Below are 22,198 nucleotides of genomic sequence, written 5' to 3'. Positions count from 1 at the left end.
GGTCAGCCGCGGTGGCTGGGGCCGGTGGTGTGGGCGGTGTCGAGGCCCAGGGCGGTGCGCAGCTCGGCCTCGCGTCCGTGCATGCCGTCGCGGAAGGCATCCGCCGAGTAGGCCAGGGCATCGGCCAGGCGGCCGACGGAACGGTTCAGGCCGTCACGGCCCAGGTTCTGCCGGAGGGAGCCGACCTTGCGCGTGGCCAGCACGCCGACGCCGACGCCGATGCCGACCCAGAAAAGCTTCTTGACCATGGTGTTCTCCTAGCGGCTGCGGCGGCCCGCGCCGCCGGATCGGGCGTTGAGGGCGCTGCGCACCCCGTGGGTGAAGGCCGCGACCTTGATCAGCGGGGCACCCAGGACGGTGGCGGCCAGGGACGACAGCGCGGTGACGTTCGCGGAGGCGTCGGAGACATTGTTCGTGATCCCGTCGACCTTCTGCAGCTGGGCATTGGTCGAGGCCACGGTCGTCGTCACTTCCTCGAGCAGCGGGCTGGTGCCGTCGGAGAGCTCCCGGACGGCCAGGCGCAATTCGTCGAAGACCTTCCCGAGCTTGATCACCGGCACGGCCAGCAAGGCGACGAGTATGGCGAAGACGCCTGCGGCGATGAGGCCGGCGATATCTGACCCGGTCATATGGAACTGCTCCTCCTGGTAGGGGCTAATCAACAAGGACCAACATTACCGTTTCCCCGCCCCGGCGCAGGTGGCCCACCCCGGATCGGCCCGAATCGCCGGTGGCGGCGGTGGGACCAGCGGACCCCCGCTGCGCCATGCACGACGGCGGCCCCCAACACACGGAGCCCGTGACCGGCTGGTCACGGGCTCCGTGTGGTGCGCGTACTGCGCCCCGTGGAATCGGCTGTTGCCGGTTCCTAGCGGGCGTAGTACTCGACGACGAGGTTCTCTTCGCAGGTCACAGGGACCTCGGAGCGCTTCGGGCGGCGCACGAGGCGTGCCTGCAGCGATTCCAGCTTGACGTCCAGGTAGGCCGGGGCGGCCGGAAGGACATCACGGTGCGCGCCGGCGGCGGCAACCTGGAACGGAACCATGGTCTCGGACCGCTCGTGCACGGCGACCAGCTGGCCTTCGCTCACGCGGTACGAGGGACGGTCAACGCGCTGGCCATCGACCACGATGTGGCGGTGGACGACGAGCTGGCGGGCCTGGGCGATGGTGCGGGCGAAGCCGGCACGCAGGACCAGGGCGTCCAGACGCATCTCGAGGAACTCGACCAGGTTCTCACCGGTCTGCCCGGCAGTGCGCTTGGCTTCCTCGAAGTAGCGTGCCATCTGCGATTCGCGGATGCCGTACTGGGCGCGCAGGCGCTGCTTTTCGCGCAGACGCACGGCGTAGTCGGAATCCTGCTTCTTGCGGGCGCGTCCATGCTGGCCGGGGCCATACGGACGACGCTCCATGTACTTCTCTGCCTTGGGGGTCAAGGCAAGGCCGAGGGAACGCGACAGGCGAACCTTACGGCGGGCACGGGTGTTGTTAGCCACTGGTGTCCTTCTTCTCATTCGGCGGCTAGGTGTTACTGGCCTCCATGTCGGAGAGTTAAGGGAAGCCGCTCCCTTGGTACTACAACTCGATCTCCACCCGCGGCACAAAACGTCCCCGAGGGGTCATGCGGATGGAATCGGCTTGCCAGCCAAGGATCCATCCTAGCATTGCGGGGGTTTCACCAGCACATCAGCGTCTGCGGATGATCCTGCGGATCCGGTCGAGACGTTCGCCGATCCCGCGTTCGTTGCCGTTGGCGGTCGGCGCATAGTAGTCGCGCCCGACCAGGTCGTCCGGCGGGTACTGCTGTTCGGCGATGGAGTGCGGGGCATCGTGCGAGTAGACGTACCCCTTGCCATGGCCGAGCTGGCCGGCTCCCGGGTAGTGCGCGTCACGCAGGTGCGCGGGAATGCCGTGGCCGCGGCCGGCGCGTACATCGGCAACCGCTGCGTTGATGCCGTTGTAGGACGCGTTGGACTTCGGGGCCGTGGCCAGGTGCACCACTGCCTGGCCGAGGATGATCCGGCCTTCGGGCATGCCGATCAGCTGGACGGCCTGGGCGGCGGCCACGGCGGTCTGCAAGGCCGTGGGGTCGGCCATGCCGATGTCCTCCGAGGCACTGATCATGATCCGTCGGGCAATGAACCGGGGGTCCTCCCCCGCTTCGATCATCTTGGCCAGGTAATGCAGTGCGGCATCGACGTCGGAGCCCCGAATGGACTTGATGAACGCGCTGATGACGTCGTAGTGCTGGTCCCCGGCCCGGTCGTAGCGCTGGACGGCTGCATCCATCGCCCGCTCGGCGTGGGAAGTGGTCACCGTGATCGTTGCACGGATCGGCACCTCCCCCGCCGTCGGAGCCTCGACTTCGTCCTCGGATCCGGCGCCGCCCTCGCCCTCGCCCCAGGCGACGCCCGCGGCGGCCTCGAGCGCGGTCAGCGCGCGCCGGGCGTCCCCACCCGCGAGGCGGACGATGTGATCCAGGGCCTCGGGTTCCAGGGCCACGGTGTCGTCGAGCCCGCGCGGGTCGGCAACGGCGCGGAGAACCAGACCCCTGATGTCGTCCTCCTCGAGCGGCTTCAGGGTCAGCAGCAACGACCGCGAGAGCAGGGGCGAGACGACGGAGAACGAGGGATTCTCGGTGGTGGCGGCGATGAGCACGACCCAGCGGTTCTCCACGCCCGGCAGCAGCGCGTCCTGCTGGGCCTTGGTGAAACGATGGATCTCGTCCAGGAACAGGACGGTGGTGATGCCGTTCATGTCGCGGTCCGTCAGCGCCTGGTCCATGACCCGGCGGACGTCCTTGACCCCGGCGGTGATAGCGCTGAGCTCCACGAACCGGCGGCCGGGGGCCCGGGCAATCACGTGCGCGATGGTGGTCTTACCGGTGCCAGGAGGCCCCCAGAGAATGACGCTGGAGGGGCCCGATGGCCCTGGGCCGTCGACGCCGGCCAGCTGGCGCAGCGGCGAGCCCGGCTTGAGCAGATGCTGTTGCCCGACGAGTTCGGCGACCGTGCGGGGGCGCATGCGCACCGCCAGCGGCGGACGCGGGCGTGAGGGGCCGCGGCCGGGCTCGTCCTCGGCATCGTCCTGGGAGCTGAGCAAATCGGTCACCCGTCCACCCTAGTGCCTGCCACAGCGCCGCCCCGGGACCACTACGGTGGAAACGGAATCAGCAGCCGATGGAAGGACATGGACGTGCGAGCCGTAGTACAGCGGGTGGACCGGGCCTCCGTCGAGGTTGATGGGCAGGTCGTCGGCAGCATTGCCGAACCGGGGCTGCTGGTATTGCTCGGTGTCACCGGCTCCGACACTGGAGACGATGCGGGCCGCTTGGCGGCAAAGATCTGGAAGTTGCGGATGCTCGAGCAGGAAAAGTCGTGTTCAGACATTCACGCCCCACTGCTGGTGGTGAGCCAGTTCACGCTCTACGGAGACGTTCGCAAGGGCCGCAGACCCGGATGGTCGGCTGCAGCACCACGATCTGTTTCCGAACCGCTCTATGTCGAGTTCATGCAGCAGCTGCGCGGACTTGGGGCCCGGGTGGAGCATGGGGTGTTCGGAGAACACATGGACGTCTCCCTGGTGAACTCGGGACCCTTCACCCTCATCGTCGACACGGCCGATCTGCCCGGCTGAGAAGCGCACGCGCCGTAGCGGCGCACGCTTCCAGTCAGGGCCTGGTGCCGGGGAGAGCGGGTGCCTGGGCGCGGTAGGTGTGTCCGGTGGGGGTGGTCGTTTCGATGGTGTGCCGGTCCCCGGGGACTTCGCGTGAGTGCCATCCGGGTGCTTCCTTGCCCAGGTTGCAGGCCTTGCACAATCCCGCACCGTTCGCCGCGGTGGTCTTCCCTCCAGCGGCCCAGCCAAGAACATGATCCCGCTCCCTGATGGGCGCCTCGCACCACGGCCGGGCGCAAACCTGATCGCGTAGTTCGATGAATCGCCGCAAGCCGTCGGGGAACAACCTCGCCCGTGAATCCAATCCCACCAACGCCCCGGTCCCGGGAGCCGTGTACAAACGTCGCAGCCACACCAGTTCCTTCGCCTGTTCCCCCGGCCCGTCCGACCGTCCGGCATCCGCCGCATCGCGGGTGGCCTCCCCGCCTCCGGAAGGCCGGGCCCTCCCGGGAGTGCCGCGAGGACCCGCATTTTCCGTTTCGGCTCCTGCCGGGGTTTCCGGGGCTTCGGGAGCGGTGGGTGTGGTGGCCTGCAGGAGCAGATCCCGTGCGATCTGGGCCGGGACGACCCCGTAGCCCGGCAGGAACGCCGGTTCGACATCGCCTTGGAACAAGGTCCGGTCCGTCATCACCAGTTGGACCTCCACCGGGGTGTCCCCGGCCCGTGCCTGGCCGGTGACGCGTTCGACCAGCGTGTCGGCCATGACCTGGCCCCTGGAACGCACTTCGCCCTGGCTCGACGCAGTATCCGCGGCCCTGGACAGGGCCTTGAACACCGCGACCGCCTGCGCCACCGGCAACACGACATTCAGGACGCCCATCGTATCCGCAGCCGGCCTCAGGCTCACGTGCCGGTCCCCCACCGCCTTGCGAGCCCGCCGGACCAGTGCCGTGGCATCCATCTGCCCGGCCAGCTGCTTGGCCATCGCCACCAGTCTCCGGTCCCCGACGCCGTCGGTGGTCTGCGGGTCTGCCATCAATGCCTCGTCGACCTTCTGGCGGTCCTCCAGCGACAGGCAGGCGGTCTCGCGCACCATCAGCATCGCCCGCCACTCGCTGATCCGCCCCGACCGCAAAGCGGCCACGGTGTGGGGCATCTCGTTGACCAGCACCCGGGAAAAGCCCATCCACCGCTCGCCCCGATGCGGCGACTCCCGACGGGCCAACGCCAACTGCGCCCCCGCCGAGGCCCCCAGCTTCTCCTGCCGCACCCCCGCGGCGCGCTCACGCTCGACGACCCGTTCCCGCAAGGCCACGGCGGCACGTGCCTGGTACGCCGACGCTGCCGACTTCACGGCATCCAACGCCGCCAACAAGTCCACCAGGCCCTTTTCCGGCAGATCGACACCGCCGGCGGAAAGCTGTTCGACAAGAGCCTCGACCTCCGACACCACATCGCCGGCAAACCCGGCGGTGCCGGCCGGGGCAGCAGGGGCACCAGCAGGCGCTGGTGCGGGGACATCCCCGTCGCGCGCTGCTTCGGAACCACTAAACTCTTCGAACATGTATTCGAGTCTAGTGACGATCCGGACACCCTCGAAGGCCCTGCCCGGCCGCTGTGGACAACAGCCGGGCCACGAAACCTGTGGAGGAAAAGACGCGCACCCGACACTGGAAATGAACGCTACCGGCACCGAAGGAAACGACCATCAACCCATCACAGCCAGGGAACAGCGACACGCCCGCAAGCCCCGGAAACGCCGCAGGGGCACCCGCCATCGGCGAATGCCCCCACGGGGAACCAGAATTGAACCGGAACCGGTCCAGGACTACTTGGCTTCGGCGCCCTCGTCGACCTTGGGCGCCTTCTTCGGCTCGGGCTTGGAGTCCACGCCGGCTTCCTTGCGCTGCTGCGCGGTGATCGGGGCGGGGGCCTGGGTCAGCGGGTCGAAGCCGCCGCCGGTCTTCGGGAACGCGATGACGTCGCGGATCGAGTCCGAGTTGGTCAGCAGCTGCACCACGCGATCCCAGCCGAAGGCGATGCCGCCGTGGGGCGGGGCGCCGAACTTGAAGCCCTCGAGCAGGAAGCCGAACTTCGACTGCGCGGCCTCCTCGTCCAAGCCCATCAGCTTGAAGACCCGCTCCTGCACGTCGCGCTGGTGGATGCGGATGGAGCCCCCGCCGATCTCGTTGCCGTTGCAGACGATGTCGTAGGCGTACGACAGTGCGTTCTCCGGATCCTGGTCGAAGGTGTCCAGGAACTCGGGCTTCGGGGACGTGAAGGCGTGGTGGACTGCGGTCCACTTGCCGGCACCGACGGCCACGTCGCCGGAAGCGACGGCGGCTTCGGCCGATTCGAACATGGGGGCGTCGACGACCCAGACGAAGGCCCAGTCGCCGTCCTTGATCAAACCGGTGCGGTGGCCGATCTCGACGCGGGCCGCGCCGAGCAGGGCGCGCGCTTCGGCGGCGGTGCCGGCGGCGAAGAAGATGCAGTCGCCCGGATTGGCGCCCACGGTCGCCGCCAGGTTCTCGCGCTCGAAGTCGGTGAGGTTCTTGGCCACCGGCCCGGTGAGCGTGCCGTCTTCCTGGAGGAGCACGTAGGCGAGGCCCTTGGCGCCGCGCTGCTTGGCCCATTCCTGCCAGGCGTCCAGGGTACGGCGCGGCTGCGACGCACCGCCGGGCATGACGACGGCGCCGACGTAGGGTGCCTGGAAGACGCGGAAGGTCGTGTCCTTGAAGAAGTCCTTCAGCTCGGTCAGTTCCAGGCCGAAGCGCAGGTCCGGCTTGTCGGAGCCGTACTTCTGCATCGCGTCTGCATAGGTCATCCGCTGGATGGGGGTCGGGACCTCGACGTCGATCAGCTGCCAGAGGGCCTTCACGATGCCCTCGCCCAGGGCGATGATGTCGTCCTGCTCGACGAAGGAGGCCTCGATGTCCAGCTGGGTGAACTCCGGCTGCCGGTCGGCGCGGAAGTCCTCGTCGCGGTAGCAGCGGGCGATCTGGTAGTACTTCTCGAACCCGCCGACCTGCAGCAGCTGCTTGAACAACTGCGGGGATTGCGGCAGGGCGTACCAGGACCCCGGGGCCAGGCGTGCGGGCACCAGGAAGTCGCGGGCGCCTTCGGGGGTTGAGCGGGTCAGCGTCGGGGTTTCGATCTCGACGTAGCCCTCACCGTGCAGCAGCTCGCGCGCCACCCGGTTGGCCTCGGAGCGCAGGCGGATGTTGGCGTTGGGGCCCGGACGGCGCAGGTCCAGGTAGCGGTGGCGCAGGCGCGCCTCCTCGCCGACCTCGACGTGCTCGTCGACCTGGAACGGCAGCGGGGCAGAGGTGTTGAGCACGACGACGGAATCCGCCATCACCTCGATCTCACCTGTGGCGAGGGCCGGGTTCTCATTGCCCTCGGGGCGGCGTTCGACGGTGCCGGTGACCTGCAGGACGAACTCGTTGCGCAGGGAGTGGAAGTCGGCTTCGTCGCGGACCACGATCTGGGCCACGCCGGAGGCATCGCGCAGATCCAGGAAGGCGACCCCTCCATGGTCCCGGCGGCGGGCTACCCAGCCGGCCAGGGTGACGGATTGTCCAATGTGCTCGGCCCTGAGCGTGCCCAGGTCGTGAGTGCGCAGCACTGATGTCCTTTCGAGGGGATCCTCGCGTGCTGCCCGGATGTCTGCCGGTCACGGCACGCGCTGGTCTGGTGGTGGGTTTCGTTTGAGTTTACCGGCAGCCGGCGGCGCCGGGGCAACCGGGGGTCAGGAGGTGGTGATTCCCGGCTGCAGGTCCTTGGCCGGGGGCGTCCAGGCCTGCGGGTCGGCGGCGACCTGCTCGCCGGTGCGGATGTCCTTGACCTCGTGGGTTCCGTCGGCTGCGGTGAACCAGACGAAGGGGATGCCGCGGCGGTCGGCGTAGCGGATCTGCTTGCCGAACTTCTCGGCGCGGGCAGCGACCTCCACGGCGATCCCACGCCCGCGCAGCGCGGAGGCGACGTCCTGGGCGCCGTACCAGGAATCGTCGTCGTTCAGTGCCACCAGCACGGCGCTGGGCACATCACGGGTGGCTTGCAGACCGCCGTCGGCCAGCAGGCGGGAGACCAGCCGGGACACACCGATGGACAGCCCGACGCCGGGGAAGACCCGGTTGCCCTTCGCGGCCAGGGACTCGTAGCGCCCGCCCGAGCAGATGGAACCGAGCTTCTCGTGGCCGACCAGCACGGTCTCGTAGACGGTGCCGGTGTAGTAGTCCAGGCCGCGGGCGATGGACAGGTCGGCGACCACGGTGCCCGGGGCCCGGTGGCTGGCGGCCTCGATGACCTCGGTGAGTTCGGCCAGGCCCTCCTCCAGCAGCTCGTGCTCGACGCCGAGGGCGCGCACCTGGTCCACGAACGTGGTGTCCGCGGTCCGGATGGAGGCCAACGCCAGGGCGGCGCGGGCCTGCTCCTCGGTGGCGCCGAGTTCGCTGACGAGCAGTTCGGCGACCTTCTCGGGCCCGATCTTCTCGAGCTTGTCGATGCTGCGCAGCACCCCGGCGGTGTCCTCGAGGCCGAGGCCGCGGTAGAACCCCTCGGCGAGCTTGCGGTTGTTCACCCGCACCGTGAAGTCGCCGATCGGCAGCGACCCGAGGGCGTCGGCGATGACCAGGGCCAGTTCGACGTCATAGCGGAACGGAAGGGTTCCATCGCCGACGACGTCGATGTCGGCCTGGGTGAATTCACGGAAGCGGCCGTCCTGCGGGCGCTCGCCACGCCAGACCTTCTGGATCTGGTAACGGCGGAACGGGAAGGCCAGGTGCCCGGCATTCTCCACCACGTAGCGGGCGAAGGGCACGGTGAGGTCGAAGTGCAGGGCCAGCGCGTTCGGGTCCGACCCGCTCGATTCGCCCTCATCGGACTGGAGGCGGGAGAGCCCGTAGACCTCCTTGTCGATCTCGCCCTTGCGCAGCAGCTGCCCGACGGTTTCCACGGCGCGCGTCTCGATGTTGCCAAATCCGTGCAGTTCGAAGGTGCGGCGCAGGGCATCCAGGACGTGGAGTTCCACCAGGCGTTCGTTGGGCAGCCACTCGGGGAAACCTGACAGGGAGGCCTTGCGTGCCATAGAGGTGGATGCTCCTTCGCGGATGTTCGTGGGTCCCGCTCAGCCACGCCGGGACACGGCACGGGGAGGGGGTGGTGACCGCACAATTCTAGGACGTTCGCTCCGGGCCTCGCGACCCGGCCCCGGGTAAAGTACCGTGTTTCCGCGCCGACTCGGTAAAGTGACGGGGGAAACATGGGTCCCGGGGCACTTCCGGGACGATCCCGAGCGAAAGAGTTCTAGCGGTGACCAGCTCCAAGCAATCCGACGACAACGCCCAGCAGCCCGACGAAGCGGCTGCCGGAGTACCCACTGGCGAGGCACCCACGGGCGCCGACAACCCGGTGCCCGAGGCCCCCCAACCGGCCCCGAAGCCGGTGCCCACCCCGCGTCCGGTACCGACACCGGCCGCCATGCCCCGCCCTGCGGCCCCGACCGCCAGCGCCACGGCCACCGGCCAGGCAGCGCCGGCCGCCCCCGTCGTGGCCGCTCCCCCGGCCTACCGCAGCGACCTGGCCGAGGCGGCCAAGTTCGCCCGCGTGACCGAGGACGGGCACGTCTTCGTCATCGTCGACGGCGAGGAGTTCCCCGTCGGCCAGTACCCGGACGCCACCCAGGACGAAGCGCTGTCCTACTTCGTGCGCAAGCACGACGACGTCGTGAGCCAACTGCTGCTGCTGGAGCAGCGGGTGGCCGCCCAGGCCCCGTCGGCCGACATGAACAAGACGCTGGACCACCTGCAGGAACTGGTCTCCGCCCGCATCATGGTCGGGGACCTGAAGGCCCTGCAGCAGCGCATCGATGTAGTGCGCGGCGAGGTCGCCGAACGGCAGAAGGCCGAACGCAAGGCCCAGGAGGAGAACCGGGCCCGCGAACTGGCTGCCCGCGAGGCCATCGTCGCCGAGGCGGAGGAGCTGGCGGCGCAGGATCCGGCCACCATGCAGTGGAAGCAGGGCAGCAACCGCATGAACGAGCTGTTCGAGTTGTGGAAGTCCGCCCAGAAGGCCGGCCCCCGCCTGGGGCGCCCGACCGAGGACGCGCTCTGGAAGCGGTTCCGGGGCGCACGCACCACCTTCGACCGGCACCGCAGGGCGTTCTTCTCGCAGCTCGATGCCGACAACTCCGAAGCCAAGCGCGTCAAGGAGGACCTCATTGCACGCGCCGAAGCCCTGTCCAGCTCCACGGAGTGGGGACCCACGGCCGGCGAGTACCGCCGTCTGATGGATGAGTGGAAGGCTTCCAAGCGGGCCTCCCGCAAGGACGACGACGCCCTCTGGGCCCGGTTCCGTGCCGCGCAGGACGTCTTCTTTGATGCCCGGACGCGCGCCAACGAGGAACTGGACCAGGAGTTCGAGGCGAACCTGTCGGCCAAGGAAGCCATCCTCGCCGAGGCGCGTGCGCTGCTGCCGATCAAGGACCTGGCCGCCGCCAAGAAGGCCTTCGAGCCGATTCGCGACCGGTGGGAGGCAGCAGGCAAGGTGCCGCGGTCGGCCATGCAGCGGATGGAAGGGGGCATGCGCACGGTCGAGGATGCCCTTCGCGACGCCGAGGATGAGAAGTGGCGCCGCTCCAACCCGGAGACGAAGGCGCGGACGAACAGCATGCTCACCCAGCTGGAAGACACCATCGCCGAGCTCGAGGCCGACCTCGAGACGGCGAAGGCCTCGGGCAACGACCGGAAGATCCGGGATGCTGAGGAGGCATTGGCGGCACGCCGGGCGTGGCTGGAGACCCTGCAGAAGTCGGCGGAGGACTTCGAATAGGAGCACCACCGCAGCCTGTGAGGGGCCGGTCGCCAGTATCCACAAACTGGCGGCCGGTCCTTTTGCCGTCCGCGCCACTTTGCAACAGTGGGCTCATGACAGAGCCCATGCTCGCGGCGCCCGACAGCACCATCCTGCAGCCCGGCCACCCGTTCACCGCCCCCGAACTCGCCGTCTTGTGCGCAGAAGGCACCCTGCGCCTGGTCCTGCCGGGCACCTTCGTCTGCGCTGCCGTGGACGACTCACCGGCCCTGCGTTCGGCCGCCGTCGCGGCCCTGGTCGGTCCGCGGCTGCGGGAGGACGCGGTCATCGGCCGGCTGACCGCTGCCTGGGTCCACGGCCATCATCCGATGCCGGCCGGCCTGGAGCTGCTGGTCACCCGGTTCCACCGGCTGCCCCTGCACCGCGACGGCCTGCGGACCGCGCTGCACGAATGCCTGCTCCAGGAATCCGAGATCGACAGGGAGCCTCCGATGGCGGTCACGACTCCGCTGCGCACCGCGCTCGACTTGGCCTTCCACGGCGAGCCGGTCTCGGCCCGGCGGGCCATCTCCCGCATGCTCGTGGCACGGCATTCGCATTGCCGCCGGGAGCAGCTGCTCGAGGCGATCCAGGCCACGGGCCGGCGGCCGGGCAAACGCGCGGCGCTGGAACTGGTCCACGCACTGCCACGGCTGGGGAGCATCCCCTAGCTTCGGCGCTTGCCCTCGGAGGCGCGGTAGACGTCATAGACCCCGTCGATCCGGCGGACCGCGTTGAGGATGTGGTGGAGGTACTTCGGATCGCCCATCTCGAAGGAGAAGCGAGAGATCGCCACCCGGTCGCGGCCGGTGACGACGCTGGCCGAGAGGATGTTCACCTGGTTGTCGGAGAGCACCTTCGTGACGTCCGAGAGCAGCGACTTGCGGTCCAGGGCCTCGGCTTGAATCTCGACCAGGAACACGCTGGACTGCGTGGGAGCCCATTTCACGTCCACAAGCCGTTCGGAGTCCGCGCCCAGGGCCAGCAGGTTGGCGCAATCAGCGCGGTGCACCGAGATCCCCGACCCCCGGGTCACGAAGCCGCGGATGGCGTCGGGTGGGACCGGGGTGCAGCACCGGGCCAGCTTGGCCATGACGTCTCCCGCGCCGGCCACCACGACGCCGGCGTCGGAGGTCTGCCGGGAGGTCCCGGGGGTGAAGGACGGGGTCTCGTCGAAGTCCGCTTCATCGGGGTGCGCGGCACCGACCAGCGCCGTGAGGTGTTCGATGACGTTCTGTGCCGAGGTGTGTCCGTCGCCGACGGCCGCGTACATGGCGGCGATGTCGCTGTGCCTCAGCTGCTGGGCGACTGCGGTGAGCGTGTCGTGGGTCATCAGCTTCTGCAGCGGCAGGTTGTTTTTCCGCAGGGCGCGGGTGAGCTGGTCCTTGCCCTTGTCGATCGCCTCTTCACGGCGTTCCTTGGTGAACCACTGGCGGATCTTGTTGCGCGCCCGGGGGCTCTTGACGAAGTTCTGCCAGTCCTGGCTGGGGCCGGCGCCTTCGGCCTTGGACGTGAAGACCTCGACCCAGTCGCCGTGGTGCAGTTCGCTGTTCAGCGGCACCAGCTTGCCGTTCACCCGGGCGCCGATGGTGCGGTGACCCACCTCGGTGTGCACCGCGTAGGCGAAGTCCACCGGCGTCGAACCGGCGGGCAGTGCCATGACCTCGCCCTTGGGCGTGAACACGAAGACCTCGGCGGCGTTGATCTCGAAACGCAGCGAATCGAGGAACTCCCCGGGGTCGCGGGTTTCCTGCTGCCAGTCCATCACGCTGCGCAGCCAGTTCATGTCCTGGCCATCATGGCCGACGGCCTTGGTCTTCGCCGGGCCGGACTTGTACTTCCAGTGGGCGGCAATGCCGTACTCGGCGCGCCGGTGCATGTCGTGAGTGCGGATCTGGATCTCGACCGGCTTGCCATCGGGACCGATCACCGTGGTGTGCAGCGATTGGTACATGTTGTACTTCGGCATCGCGATGTAGTCCTTGAACCGGCCCGGCAGCGGGTTCCACCGCGCATGCAGGCTCCCCAGCGTCGCGTAGCACTCGCGGACGCTGTCGACCAGGACGCGCACGCCCATGAGGTCGTGGATGTCGTCGAATTCCTTGCCGCGGACGACCATCTTCTGGTAGATCGAGTAATAGTGCTTGGGGCGTCCGGTGATGGTCGCGCGGATGCGCGCCTGGTGCAGGTCATCGGCGATCAGCGTGCGGACCGTCGAGAGGTACTTCTCGCGCTCGGGGGTCCGGTCCCCCACCATGCGCACGATCTCCTCGTACACCTTGGGATGCAGGGCGGCGAACGAGAGGTCCTCGAGTTCCCACTTGATCGTGTTCATGCCCAGCCGGTGGGCCAGCGGTGCGAAGATCTCCAGGGTCTCGCGCGCCTTCTTGGCGCTGGATTCCGGGGAGACGTAGCGCCAGGTGCGTGCGTTGTGGAGCCGGTCAGCGAGCTTGATCAACAGCACGCGGATGTCGCGTGCCATGGCGATGACCATCTTGCGCACGGTTTCGGCCTGGGCGGCATCGCCGAACTGGACCTTGTCCAGCTTGGTGACCCCGTCGACGAGCATGGCGACTTCGTCGCCGAACTCGCGGGCCAGGTCGTCCAGCGAGTAGTCGGTGTCCTCCACCGTGTCGTGCAGCAGGGCGGCGGCCAGCGTGGTGCCGGTCATGCCCATCTCCGCCAAAATCGTCGCCACGGCGACGGGGTGGGTGATGTACGGGTCCCCGCTCTTGCGCTTCTGGTTCTCGTGGCAGCGTTCGGCCACGGCGAAGGCGCGGGTGATCAGGTCCAGGTCCTCGCGGGGGCTGTTGGCCCGGACCGTTCGCAGCAGGGGCTCGAGGATCGGCGGCTGCCCGGAGGCGCTGCGCCCCGCGAAGCGGGCCAGCCGGGACATGGTTCCGCCGCGGCGACGCGTCGTCGGCGGCGAGGCCGGCGCCTCGGCTTCGCGCGCTGCCCGGGCTGTGGGTTCGGCCATGGCAGCTCCTCTCGCTGATCCCCGGCAAGCACGGTGCTTCCGGGCCTGGGTAACGGTAGGCCACGAGTGGGTATTCCCACCCGTGGCCCGTCCGTTATCCACCGTTATAGCACCCGTGGGGCCTTGGGGTCACATGCGCCCCACGGGGACCGGCTGCCTAGCCGGCAGTGGCAGCCTGCGAGACCTGGTTCTCGCCGCGCTTGGAGAGGACCTTGGCGTTGTGCTTGCGCACGTCGGACTCGCCGTGGCGCAGGACCGCATACAGCGGTGCCTGCACGAAGATCGTGCACAGGGTCCCCACGATGATGCCCACGAACAGGGCCAGCGAGAGGTCCTTCAGCGTGCCGGCTCCCAGCAGGTAGGCCCCGATGAACAGGATCGAGCCCACCGGCAGGACGGCGACCACCGAGGTGTTGATCGACCTGACCAGCGTCTGGTTCACCGCCAGGTTGATCTGCTCGATGAACGTGCGGTCGGTTTGCTGGAAGGTGTGGGCCGTGTTCTCGCGGATCTTGTCGAAGACCACCACCGTGTCGTAAAGCGAGTAGCTCAGGATCGTCAGGAAGCCGATGATCGCGCTGGGCGTGACCTCGAAGTCCGAGAGTGAGTAGATCCCCGCGGTCACGATGACGACGGTGAACAGGCCGATGATGGCTGCCAGGGACATCTTCCAGGTGCGGAAGTAGATCGCCATCAGCAACGCCACGAGGACGACGAAGGCGATCAGGCCCCAGAATGCCTGCTGGGAGACATCCGCGCCCCAGGACGGCCCGACGTAGGACGAGGTCACCTCCGAGTCGGAGACGCCGTAGGCCTGCGCCAGGGCATCGGCGACCTGGAGTGTCTGTTCGTTGGTGAGGCGCTCGGTCTGGATGCGCATGGTGTTCGGGGCGATGTTGGTGACCGTCGGCTCGTGGTCGGGCGCGGCGGACTTCACGGCCTGCTCGCCGACCTTGACCTCGGTGTGCTGGACTTGCGAGACGGTGAATTCGGATCCGCCGCGGAACTCGATGCCCAGGTTGAAGCCGCCCTTGACGATCGGGACGATGATGGAGGCGATGACCAGCACGGCCGCGATCGCGAACCAGAGGTTGCGCTTGGCGATAAACGGGTAGGAGCGCCGGCCCGTATAGAGGTCGTTGCCCCAGGTGGCGAGATTAGGCATTGTCGTTTTCCTTCGTCGCGGAGGACTGTCCGGAGCCGGAGCGTGCCGCTGCCTGCCGGCGTTCGGCGATCGTCTGGCGTCGCTCGGCTTCCTTGGACGCGCTGGCGTTGCGCTTTGACGGGGCCGGGGTGGGCCGATAGGTGCGCACGCGCCCCGCGCCTCGGTAGAGCGGTTCGGCGCCGAGCAGCGACGGGTCGAGCCCGGAGAGCCGGTGCCCTTCGCCGAAGAACCGCGTGGTGGCCAGCAGCTGCAGCGTCGGGTGGGTGAACAGGAACACCACCAGGAGGTCGGCGAGGGCCGTCAATCCCAGGGTGAAGGCGAAGCCCTTCACGCCGCCGACGGCGACGATGTAGAGCACGACGGCGGCCAGCAGGTTCACTGCCTTGGAAGCCAGGATGGTGTGCTTGGCCCGCTTCCAGCCGGTCTCCACGGCCGAGGGGAGGCTCCGGCCGTCGCGCAGTTCGTCCCTGATGCGTTCGAAGTAGACGATGAAGGAGTCCGCGGTCAGGCCGATGGAGACGATGATGCCGGCGATGCCGGCCAGTGAGAGCCGGTAGTTCTGCGCCCAGCCCAGCAGCACGATGGCCAGGTAGGTCAGGATGCCGGCGACCACGAGCGAGAAGATGGTCACGAATCCCAGCAGGCGGTACTGGAAGAACGAGTACAGCGCCACCAGGACCAGGCCGATGATGCCGGCGATGAGACCCATCCGCAGCTGGTCCGCGCCCAGTGTCGCGGAGATCTGCTGGGAGCTCTGGATCTCGAAGGAAATGGGCAGTGCACCGTACTTGAGTTTCTCGGCCAGCGCCTTGGCGGACTCCTCGGTGAAGTTGCCGCTGATCTCCGCCTTGCCGTCCGCGATGAGCGCATTGGTCGTCGGGGCCGAGAGCACCCGGCCGTCCAAGACGATCGCGAACTGGTTCTGTGCCCCCTGCATGCCGACCAGGCGCTCGGTGACCTCACGGAACTTGGTGGTGCCCTCGCCGTTGAACTCGAGGTTGACCACCCACTGGCCGGTATTGAATCCCTGCTGGGACTGCTGCATGCCCGAGGTCGCATCGGCGATGTCGGTGCCAGGGATCGCGACCGGCCCCAGGATGTACTTCACGTGCTGGTCCGGATCGCAGGCGATCATCGGCTTCTCGGGGTCTGCCGGTTCGATGTCCTGCTTGGCCAGTTCGGCGGTGCAGTCATAGGCCTCGAACTTCTTCTGCAGTTCGGCGTCGATCCAGTTCGTGTCCGAACCGTTCTCGGGTTCCTTCTTCGGGTCCGGCAGGTCCTTGGCGGGGGTGCGTTCTGCCTTGGGCAGCGGATCCCAGGAACCGGCCTTGATGACGGGGCGGAACTCCATGTTCGCGGAGGCCTGGATCAGTTCCCGGGTCTTCTCATCCGGGACGCCGGGCATGGAGACGACGACGTTGCGTCCGGACTGCGTGGTGATCTCGGCCTCGGACACGCCGGAGCCGTCGACCCGCTGGCGGATGATCTTCACCGCCTGCTCGAGCTGCTCCTGGTTGATGTCCGCGCCGCCCTGGACCTTGGGCGACAGGATCATCTGCGTTCCGCCCTCCAGGTCGAGGGCGAGCTTCGGGGCAAAAGTCGATTGGTTGGTGGCGACGCCGGAAACCAGCACCGCCGACAGCGCGATGATGATCACGCCGAGCCACAACAGCGCGCGTCTGGCGTGCTTGATCGGGCCAGTCTTAGTCATGGTGGGACTTTCTGCTCAAGACACCCGCGGGAGGCATCGAAGTACGGCAGAACGCGGCGTCGGCCCCCGTGGGGACCGACGCCGCGATGCACTTAGTCGTTCTGGTTCTTGCCCTCGCTGTCGAGGCGGCGGAGCGTTTCCTCAGCCGTCTCGTCCCCGGAGGACTGCCCGGCCGGGGCCTCGTCCTGCGCTTCGGGGGCCGGTACCGGCACGACCTTGGCGATGGCCTGGGAGTGCACGGTGGCGGTGGTGCCCGGGGAGATCTCCAGGGTGACCTTGTTGTCGTCGGGGTTGATGGCCACGACCGTGCCGAAGAGGCCGAAGTTGGTCATGACCTCCGAGCCCGGCTCGAGCTGCGAACGCAGCTGCTCCTGCTGCTTCTGCGCCTTCTTGCGGCCGCGGAACATCATGAAGATGAGGAACGCGAACGCCAGGATGAGAATGAGGGTCATCGGGTCGAAGCCCGACGGTGCTGCAGCCTGGGCCAATATCGTGGAGGTCAAGGGTTACTACCTGTTTCTGTTCTGGGGGCTTCAGTGGGCGCTGGCAACAGGGCGCACTGGAGGGCAAGTCACCATTGTATAGGTCCATGCTGGACGTTCAGTGACCGGTGCCTCACGGGAAGCCCCGGGCTCACGCTGATCCGTCGGCCGGATCGGGGGCCGGGCGGCCGAACTGGTCCAGCAGGGCCGCGTCGGCCGGGGCCGCGAGGCCGAGGTGCTCCCAGGCGGCGGGCATGGCGATCCGGCCCCGCGGCGTGCGCCCCAGCAGGCCTTCACGCACCAGGTAGGGTTCGGCGACGGTTTCCACCGTTTCGGTTTCCTCCCCGACCGCGATGGCCAGGGTCGACAGGCCCACCGGGCCTCCCCCGAACTTGGTGCACAGGGCGGTCAGGACATTGCGGTCCAGGCGGTCCAGGCCGCGGCCGTCGACTTCGTACATATCCAGTGCGGCGGATGCGGAACGGGCGTCGATCTGTTCGATCCCGTGCACCAGCGCCCAGTCCCGGACCCGGCGCAGCAGGCGGTTGGCGATGCGCGGGGTGCCGCGGGACCGCAGGGCGATCTCCGCGAACGCCGCCGAGTTCACCGACAGGTCCAGCAGCATCGCCGAGCGGCGCAGGACGAGCTCGAGTTCGTCCGTGGCGTAGAACTCCAGGTGCCCGGTGAATCCAAAGCGATCCCGGAGCGGGCCCGGCAGCAGGCCGGCGCGCGTCGTGGCGCCGACGAGCGTGAACGGGGGCAGTTCCAGGGGAATGGCAGTGGCCCCGGCTCCCTTGCCGACGACGATGTCGACGCGGAAGTCCTCCATGGCCATGTAGAGCATTTCCTCGGCGGGCCGGCTCATCCGGTGGATCTCGTCGAGGAAGAGGACCTCGCCCTCGGTCAGCGAGGACAGGATGGCGGCCAGGTCTCCGGCATGTTGGATGGCCGGTCCGGAACTGATGCGCAGCGGGGCGTTCATCTCGGAGGCGATGATCATCGCCAGGGTGGTCTTGCCCAGTCCCGGGGGGCCGGAGAGCAGCACGTGGTCGGCGGAGCGTTCGCGGATGCGCGAGGCCTCCAGGACCAGGGAGAGCTGTTGGCGCACGCGGGCCTGGCCGACGAAATCGTGGAGGTTCTTCGGCCGCAGCGCCGCCTCGAGCGCACGCTCCTCGGGCTCCGAGGCGGAGGCGGTGATCTGCTGGTTCTCCGTCATGGGCGTAGCCTAGCGTCCGCCCACGGTCGCACCGCGGCCCAGGTCGCGAAGCACCGACTTGAGGATGTCGCCGACATGTCCGGTGGCGGCCAGTTCCGGTTCGGCCGCGGCGGTCGCCTCGAGGGCCTTGCCGGCGTCCTTCTCCGACCAGCCCAGCCCCACCAGGGCCTGCAGGACCTGGTCCTTCCACGCCGGCTCGGCGGCCGCCGGCAACGTGGTGGTGGCCTCCCCGGTGGGCGCCAGCTTTCCGGCCAGCTCGAGCAGGATCCGCTGGGCGCTCTTGGGCCCGATGCCCGGGACCCGGGTGAACGCCTTGGCATCGCCGTCGCTCACCGCAACGCGGACCTCCTCGGGCCCGTGCACGGCCAGGACGGCCAGAGCCAGGCGGGGGCCGATGCCGGCCACCGAAAGCAGCACCTCGAAGACCTCGCGCTCGGCCGGACTGGCGAAACCGAACAGGGTCATGGAGTCCTCGCGCACGACCATCGAGGTGTGCACGAGCGCCCGGCGCCCGATGTGGAGGCCGGAGAGCGTCTGCGGGGTGGCCTGGATGAGCATCCCGAACCCCGAGACCTCGACGACGGCGCTGTTCAGGGCCACATGGGTGACCTCCCCGTTCAGGGAACTGATCATGAAAAGCCTTCCTCCGCCGTCGTGCCGTATCCGGCAGCCACTGCGCGGCATCCGAACATATCTACGAACAGCCTACCTGCCGGCGGCGCCCGGGCGGGTCAGCGACGCGGCGCGCGGGTCGTACGCGCGGCGGCCTCGGCGGCCGCCCACGCCCGTTGGGCAGCGGTCAGGCCACTGGAACCGCCGCCAATACCGGCGGAGGCCTGTGCCCCGGGGGCGGCACCGCGCCAGCCGTGCGTGATCGCCAGGGCCGCGGCGTCGGCTGCATCGGCCGGGGACGGGGGTGCGTCCAGGCGCAGGATCTTGGCGACCATCTTCCCGACGGCCGCCTTGTTCGCCTGGCCGCTGCCGGTGACCGCCGCCTTGACCTCGGTGGGGGTATGCAGGGCCACCGGGATGCCGCGCCGGGCGGCGGCGGCGATGACGATGCCGGAGGCCTGCGCGGTGCCCATCACGGTGCTGACGTTGAGCTGGCTGAAGACGCGTTCGACGGCGAGGACATCCGGGTGGTGCCGGTCCAGCCAGGCGTCGATGCCCTCGGCGATGGCCAGCAGCCGCTGGTCCAACGGGGTGTCCGGCGTGGTGCCGACCACGGTCACATCGACCAGCGAGGCCCGGCGGTTGGGTTCGACGTCGACCACGGCCAGGCCGCAGCGGGTCAGGCCGGGGTCGACGCCGACCACGCGCAATGCCACGGCGGTGCTAGTCGTCCGCTTCGAGCTCGGCCATGACCTCGGCGGAGAGGTCGGCGTTGGAGTACACGTTCTGCACGTCGTCGAGCTCCTCGAGCGCGTCGGCGAGCTTGAGGAACTTGCGGGCGGCATCGGCGTCGAGGTCCACCTGCATCGAGGGGACGAATTCGACCTCGTCGGACTCGTACTCGATCCCGGCCTCCTCCAGTGCCGCGACCACGGCGCGCAGGTCGGTCGGCTCGGAGTGGATCTCGAAGCTCTCGCCGGACTCCTTGACCTCGTCGGCGCCGGCCTCGAGGACCGCCATGAGGATGTCGTCCTCGGTCAGGTCCTTCTTGGGCAGCGAGACGACCCCCTTGCGGGCGAAGAGGTAGGCAACCGACCCCGGGTCGGCCACGGTGCCGCCGCTGCGGGTGATGGCCAGGCGGACCTCGGAGGCGGCGCGGTTCTTGTTGTCGGTCAGGCACTCGACGAGCAGCGCGGAGCCCTGCGGGCCGCGGGCCTCGTAGATGATCTCGGCGTAGTCGATGACCTCACCGGTCAGTCCGGCACCGCGCTTGACGGCGCGGTCGATGTTGTCGTTGGGGACCGAGGTCTTCTTCGCCTTGGAGACGGCGACTTCCAGGGCCGGGTTGCCGGCCATGTCGGCTCCGCCCGCGCGGGCGGCGACCTCGATGTTCTTGATGAGCTTGGCGAACGACTTGGCACGCTTGGCGTCGATCGCGGCCTTCTTGTGCTTGGTCGTTGCCCATTTGGAGTGGCCTGACATGCTTACGCTTCTCCCTTGATCAGCTGGATGAAAAGTTCATGGATCCGGCGCTCCCCCGTGACCTCGGGGTGGAAGGAGGTGGCCAGCAGCGATCCCGAACGTACTGCAACGATTCTACTGTCCGTTGCCGGATCCGCGCCCGGCTGCCCGGACGGGACCTGCACCGAGGCCAGGACCTGCACGTCGTCGCCGACGCTTTCGACCCACGGGGCGCGGATGAACACGGCATGGACCGGGTCGGCGGCCGCGTCGGCGGCGGCACCGGCGGTGCGGTCCAGCGCCTCCAGTCCGGCGAAGTCCAGGTCCGTCTCGAACGACTCCACCTGCCGGCCGAAGGCGTTGCGGCGCACCGTCATGTCGATCCCGCCGAAGCTCTGCTGGGCCACGCCGGCGCGGTCCGTGGCCGGATCCAGGATGCGGTCGGCCAGCAGGATCATCCCGGCACAGGACCCGTAGACCGGGAAGCCGTCGGCGATGCGCTCCTGCAGCGGGGCGGCGACGCCGAACATGCGGGCGAGCTTGTCGATGGTGGTCGATTCGCCGCCGGGTAGCACCAGCCCGTCGAGTCCGTCGAGCTCCTGCGGGCGGCGCACGGGCACGGTCCGGGCGCCGCAGGCCTCCAGCGCAGCGACGTGTTCGCGCACGTCGCCCTGCAGGGCCAGGACTCCGACTGTGAGCATGCAGAACCTCCTTCCCCGACCGCGGCCGGGTGCCGGGCCGCGCCGGGCGGCCGAAAGATGGGGACGCTCCAGCATAGTTCGCCGCAGCGGCCAGCCGCGCGCCCGGCGACACGTTCGCCCGGGGGGCCACGTTCGCCGGGGGCCACGTTCGCCCGGAGCCTCAGGGGGCGTCGGGGTGCCAGGGACGTGCCCCGTCGTCGTCTGCGCCCAGGGCCTCCAGCCGGGTGCGGGTGCGCTGCAGCGAGGCGGCGTCCACGGCCTGCGTCGTGCAGGGCGTGGCAGCGGGCAGGGCACACCAGCGCACCGGGTCCTGCGCCATGATGTGGGCCGCCCACTGAGGAGGAGCGGCCCGCCAACGGCCGTCGCGCCGGGTGAACTCCAGCTTGAGGCTGACGCCTTCGCGGTTCACGGCCAGGTCGGTGGCATGGGCGGAGACGCTGTTGCCCAGCCCATAGGCGATCCACACGCCGTCGTGCTTCTCCACCGGCAGGACCGAGTGCGTGTGGTGGGAGTAGACGACGTCGAACTCGCCGCTGTCGGCCAGCGTGTGGGCCGTGCGGCGCTGGGCGGCCGTGGGCCGGGCCGAGTACTCGGCTCCGGAGTGGAACCCGGCCAGCACGACGTCGGCACCGGCTGTCCGGGCGGCCTTCGCCTGGGCGATCATCCGGTCGGTGTCGATGATGTCGACCCTCCAGCCGGTGTCCGCGGTGAGCCCGTTGAGGCCGTAGGTGGCGGTGACGATGCCGACGCGGACTCCCCCGGCGTCGAGGACCAGAGGCCTGGCCGCCTCCGCGGCGCTGCGGTAGGTGCCCGTGTGCTCCAGGCCGGCGTCGTCCAGCGCATCGAGGGTGCGTTCCAGCCCTGCAATACCGCCGTCGATCGCGTGGTTGGTGGCGGTGGTGCAGGCGTCGTACCCGGTCTCGGCGAGGGCGGGGAGGATTTGCGGCGGCACGACGAACGACGGGTATCCGCTGAACGGACCGTCTGGTGTCCCCACCGGCGTCTCCAGCGAACACACCGCCAGGTCGGCATCGGCCAGGTAGGGGCGCAACCCGGAGAGCAGCGGCCCGAAGTCGGGGTCGGCCGCCGATCCGTCCCGGCGGGCCTGCGCCCAGAGCGGTGGATGCAGCAGCACGTCCCCGGTCACGACGACCGAGACGCTCCGCGGGGTAGCCGGCCGGCTGCCGCGCGTGCCCGAACCGGCCTGCGGCAGCGGGGTCGTGGCCTGCGGCGGGGTGGAACCCGGCGCCGTGCCCGTGGGTCCCGTGGCGGTAGGTCCGGTGGCCGCCGGCCCGGCGGCGGGAGCGCAGCCGGTGAGCAGCAGCCCCGCGGCCAGGACGGCGGGCAGGATGCGGGACCTGCTGCGGGGCAGGATGCGGGGCGTGGCGCGGGCAGCGGTCATCCTCC

20 protein-coding genes are annotated in these 22,198 nt (G+C 69.1%); 3 read left to right on the top strand and 17 right to left on the bottom strand.

What is annotated here, in order from left to right; genetic code table 11:
* Window positions 1-2: 2 nt before the first annotated feature.
* From AB8M85_RS12650 to AB8M85_RS12635, 4 genes are all read right to left on the bottom strand, one after another.
* Entirely contained in the window at window positions 3-248 is a 246-nt protein-coding gene (locus AB8M85_RS12650) for a hypothetical protein (RefSeq protein ID WP_372699183.1), read from the bottom strand.
* A 9-nt stretch (window positions 249-257) separates the two neighbouring features.
* The gene (locus AB8M85_RS12645; RefSeq protein WP_372699182.1) at window positions 258-629 is read right to left on the bottom strand and encodes a DUF948 domain-containing protein; all 372 of its coding nucleotides are present in this window, start codon (window positions 627-629) and stop codon (window positions 258-260) included.
* A 239-nt stretch (window positions 630-868) separates the two neighbouring features.
* Entirely contained in the window at window positions 869-1,495 is a 627-nt protein-coding gene (gene rpsD / locus AB8M85_RS12640) for a 30S ribosomal protein S4 (RefSeq protein ID WP_372699181.1), read from the bottom strand.
* Between the two features lie 190 nt (window positions 1,496-1,685).
* Window positions 1,686-3,110, bottom strand: a complete 1,425-nt coding sequence (locus AB8M85_RS12635; RefSeq protein WP_372699180.1) for a replication-associated recombination protein A — start codon at window positions 3,108-3,110, stop codon at window positions 1,686-1,688.
* 84 nt (window positions 3,111-3,194) lie between these two features.
* On the opposite strand from AB8M85_RS12635, the gene dtd reads away from it, so the two are divergent.
* The gene (dtd, locus tag AB8M85_RS12630; RefSeq protein ID WP_372699323.1) at window positions 3,195-3,635 is read left to right on the top strand and encodes a D-aminoacyl-tRNA deacylase; all 441 of its coding nucleotides are present in this window, start codon (window positions 3,195-3,197) and stop codon (window positions 3,633-3,635) included.
* 34 nt (window positions 3,636-3,669) lie between these two features.
* On the opposite strand, the gene AB8M85_RS12625 is transcribed toward dtd, so the two are convergent.
* The 3 genes from AB8M85_RS12625 to hisS all read right to left on the bottom strand — a co-directional run bounded on the left by AB8M85_RS12625 (window position 3,670) and on the right by hisS (window position 8,703).
* Window positions 3,670-5,178, bottom strand: coding sequence for an HNH endonuclease (locus tag AB8M85_RS12625; protein WP_372699179.1), 1,509 nt, complete (start codon window positions 5,176-5,178; stop codon window positions 3,670-3,672).
* A gap of 264 nt (window positions 5,179-5,442) precedes the next feature.
* A complete protein-coding gene (gene aspS / locus AB8M85_RS12620) occupies window positions 5,443-7,242 on the bottom strand; it encodes an aspartate--tRNA ligase (RefSeq protein WP_372699178.1) in 1,800 nt (599 codons plus the stop codon).
* Between the two features lie 123 nt (window positions 7,243-7,365).
* Window positions 7,366-8,703 (bottom strand): histidine--tRNA ligase, encoded by a 1,338-nt coding sequence (hisS, locus tag AB8M85_RS12615; RefSeq protein WP_372699177.1) that lies wholly within the window; start codon window positions 8,701-8,703, stop codon window positions 7,366-7,368.
* A gap of 224 nt (window positions 8,704-8,927) precedes the next feature.
* Between hisS and AB8M85_RS12610 the strand changes: the two genes are divergently transcribed.
* On the top strand, window positions 8,928-10,445 hold the full coding sequence (locus tag AB8M85_RS12610) for a DUF349 domain-containing protein (RefSeq protein WP_372699176.1): 1,518 nt from the start codon (window positions 8,928-8,930) through the stop codon (window positions 10,443-10,445).
* Between the two features lie 95 nt (window positions 10,446-10,540).
* Entirely contained in the window at window positions 10,541-11,137 is a 597-nt protein-coding gene (locus AB8M85_RS12605) for a hypothetical protein (RefSeq protein WP_372699175.1), read from the top strand.
* Here the strand turns inward: AB8M85_RS12605 and AB8M85_RS12600 are convergent.
* The 10 genes from AB8M85_RS12600 to AB8M85_RS12555 form a co-directional block, all read right to left on the bottom strand.
* On the bottom strand, window positions 11,134-13,362 hold the full coding sequence (locus tag AB8M85_RS12600; RefSeq protein WP_372699322.1) for a bifunctional (p)ppGpp synthetase/guanosine-3',5'-bis(diphosphate) 3'-pyrophosphohydrolase: 2,229 nt from the start codon (window positions 13,360-13,362) through the stop codon (window positions 11,134-11,136). The genes AB8M85_RS12605 and AB8M85_RS12600 overlap by 4 nt on opposite strands.
* 238 nt (window positions 13,363-13,600) lie before the next feature.
* The gene (secF, locus tag AB8M85_RS12595; protein ID WP_372699174.1) at window positions 13,601-14,608 is read right to left on the bottom strand and encodes a protein translocase subunit SecF; all 1,008 of its coding nucleotides are present in this window, start codon (window positions 14,606-14,608) and stop codon (window positions 13,601-13,603) included.
* Window positions 14,601-16,319 (bottom strand): protein translocase subunit SecD, encoded by a 1,719-nt coding sequence (gene secD, locus AB8M85_RS12590; protein ID WP_372699173.1) that lies wholly within the window; start codon window positions 16,317-16,319, stop codon window positions 14,601-14,603. The genes secF and secD overlap by 8 nt, the downstream gene beginning before the upstream one ends.
* Window positions 16,320-16,411: 92 nt before the next feature.
* A complete protein-coding gene (gene yajC, locus AB8M85_RS12585) occupies window positions 16,412-16,822 on the bottom strand; it encodes a preprotein translocase subunit YajC (RefSeq protein WP_372699172.1) in 411 nt (136 codons plus the stop codon).
* A gap of 130 nt (window positions 16,823-16,952) precedes the next feature.
* Window positions 16,953-18,017, bottom strand: coding sequence for a Holliday junction branch migration DNA helicase RuvB (gene ruvB, locus AB8M85_RS12580; RefSeq protein ID WP_372699171.1), 1,065 nt, complete (start codon window positions 18,015-18,017; stop codon window positions 16,953-16,955).
* Between the two features lie 9 nt (window positions 18,018-18,026).
* Complete coding sequence (gene ruvA, locus AB8M85_RS12575) at window positions 18,027-18,650, bottom strand: Holliday junction branch migration protein RuvA (protein ID WP_372699170.1); 624 nt, start codon at window positions 18,648-18,650, stop codon at window positions 18,027-18,029.
* Window positions 18,651-18,748: 98 nt separating this feature from the next.
* Window positions 18,749-19,345: a crossover junction endodeoxyribonuclease RuvC gene (ruvC, locus tag AB8M85_RS12570; RefSeq protein ID WP_372699169.1), complete on the bottom strand. Its 597-nt coding sequence runs from the start codon at window positions 19,343-19,345 to the stop codon at window positions 18,749-18,751.
* Window positions 19,346-19,352: 7 nt separating this feature from the next.
* The gene (locus tag AB8M85_RS12565; protein WP_372699168.1) at window positions 19,353-20,111 is read right to left on the bottom strand and encodes a YebC/PmpR family DNA-binding transcriptional regulator; all 759 of its coding nucleotides are present in this window, start codon (window positions 20,109-20,111) and stop codon (window positions 19,353-19,355) included.
* Between the two features lie 2 nt (window positions 20,112-20,113).
* Window positions 20,114-20,791 (bottom strand): pyridoxal 5'-phosphate synthase glutaminase subunit PdxT, encoded by a 678-nt coding sequence (gene pdxT, locus AB8M85_RS12560; protein WP_372699167.1) that lies wholly within the window; start codon window positions 20,789-20,791, stop codon window positions 20,114-20,116.
* A 160-nt stretch (window positions 20,792-20,951) separates the two neighbouring features.
* Window positions 20,952-22,193 (bottom strand): CapA family protein, encoded by a 1,242-nt coding sequence (locus AB8M85_RS12555; RefSeq protein WP_372699166.1) that lies wholly within the window; start codon window positions 22,191-22,193, stop codon window positions 20,952-20,954.
* Window positions 22,194-22,198 lie beyond the last annotated feature (5 nt).

Source organism: Arthrobacter sp. JSM 101049 (assembly GCF_041679245.1).
Taxonomy (GTDB): Bacteria; Actinomycetota; Actinomycetes; order Actinomycetales; family Micrococcaceae; genus Arthrobacter_H.
This window is presented reverse-complemented; position numbering and strand designations above follow the sequence as displayed.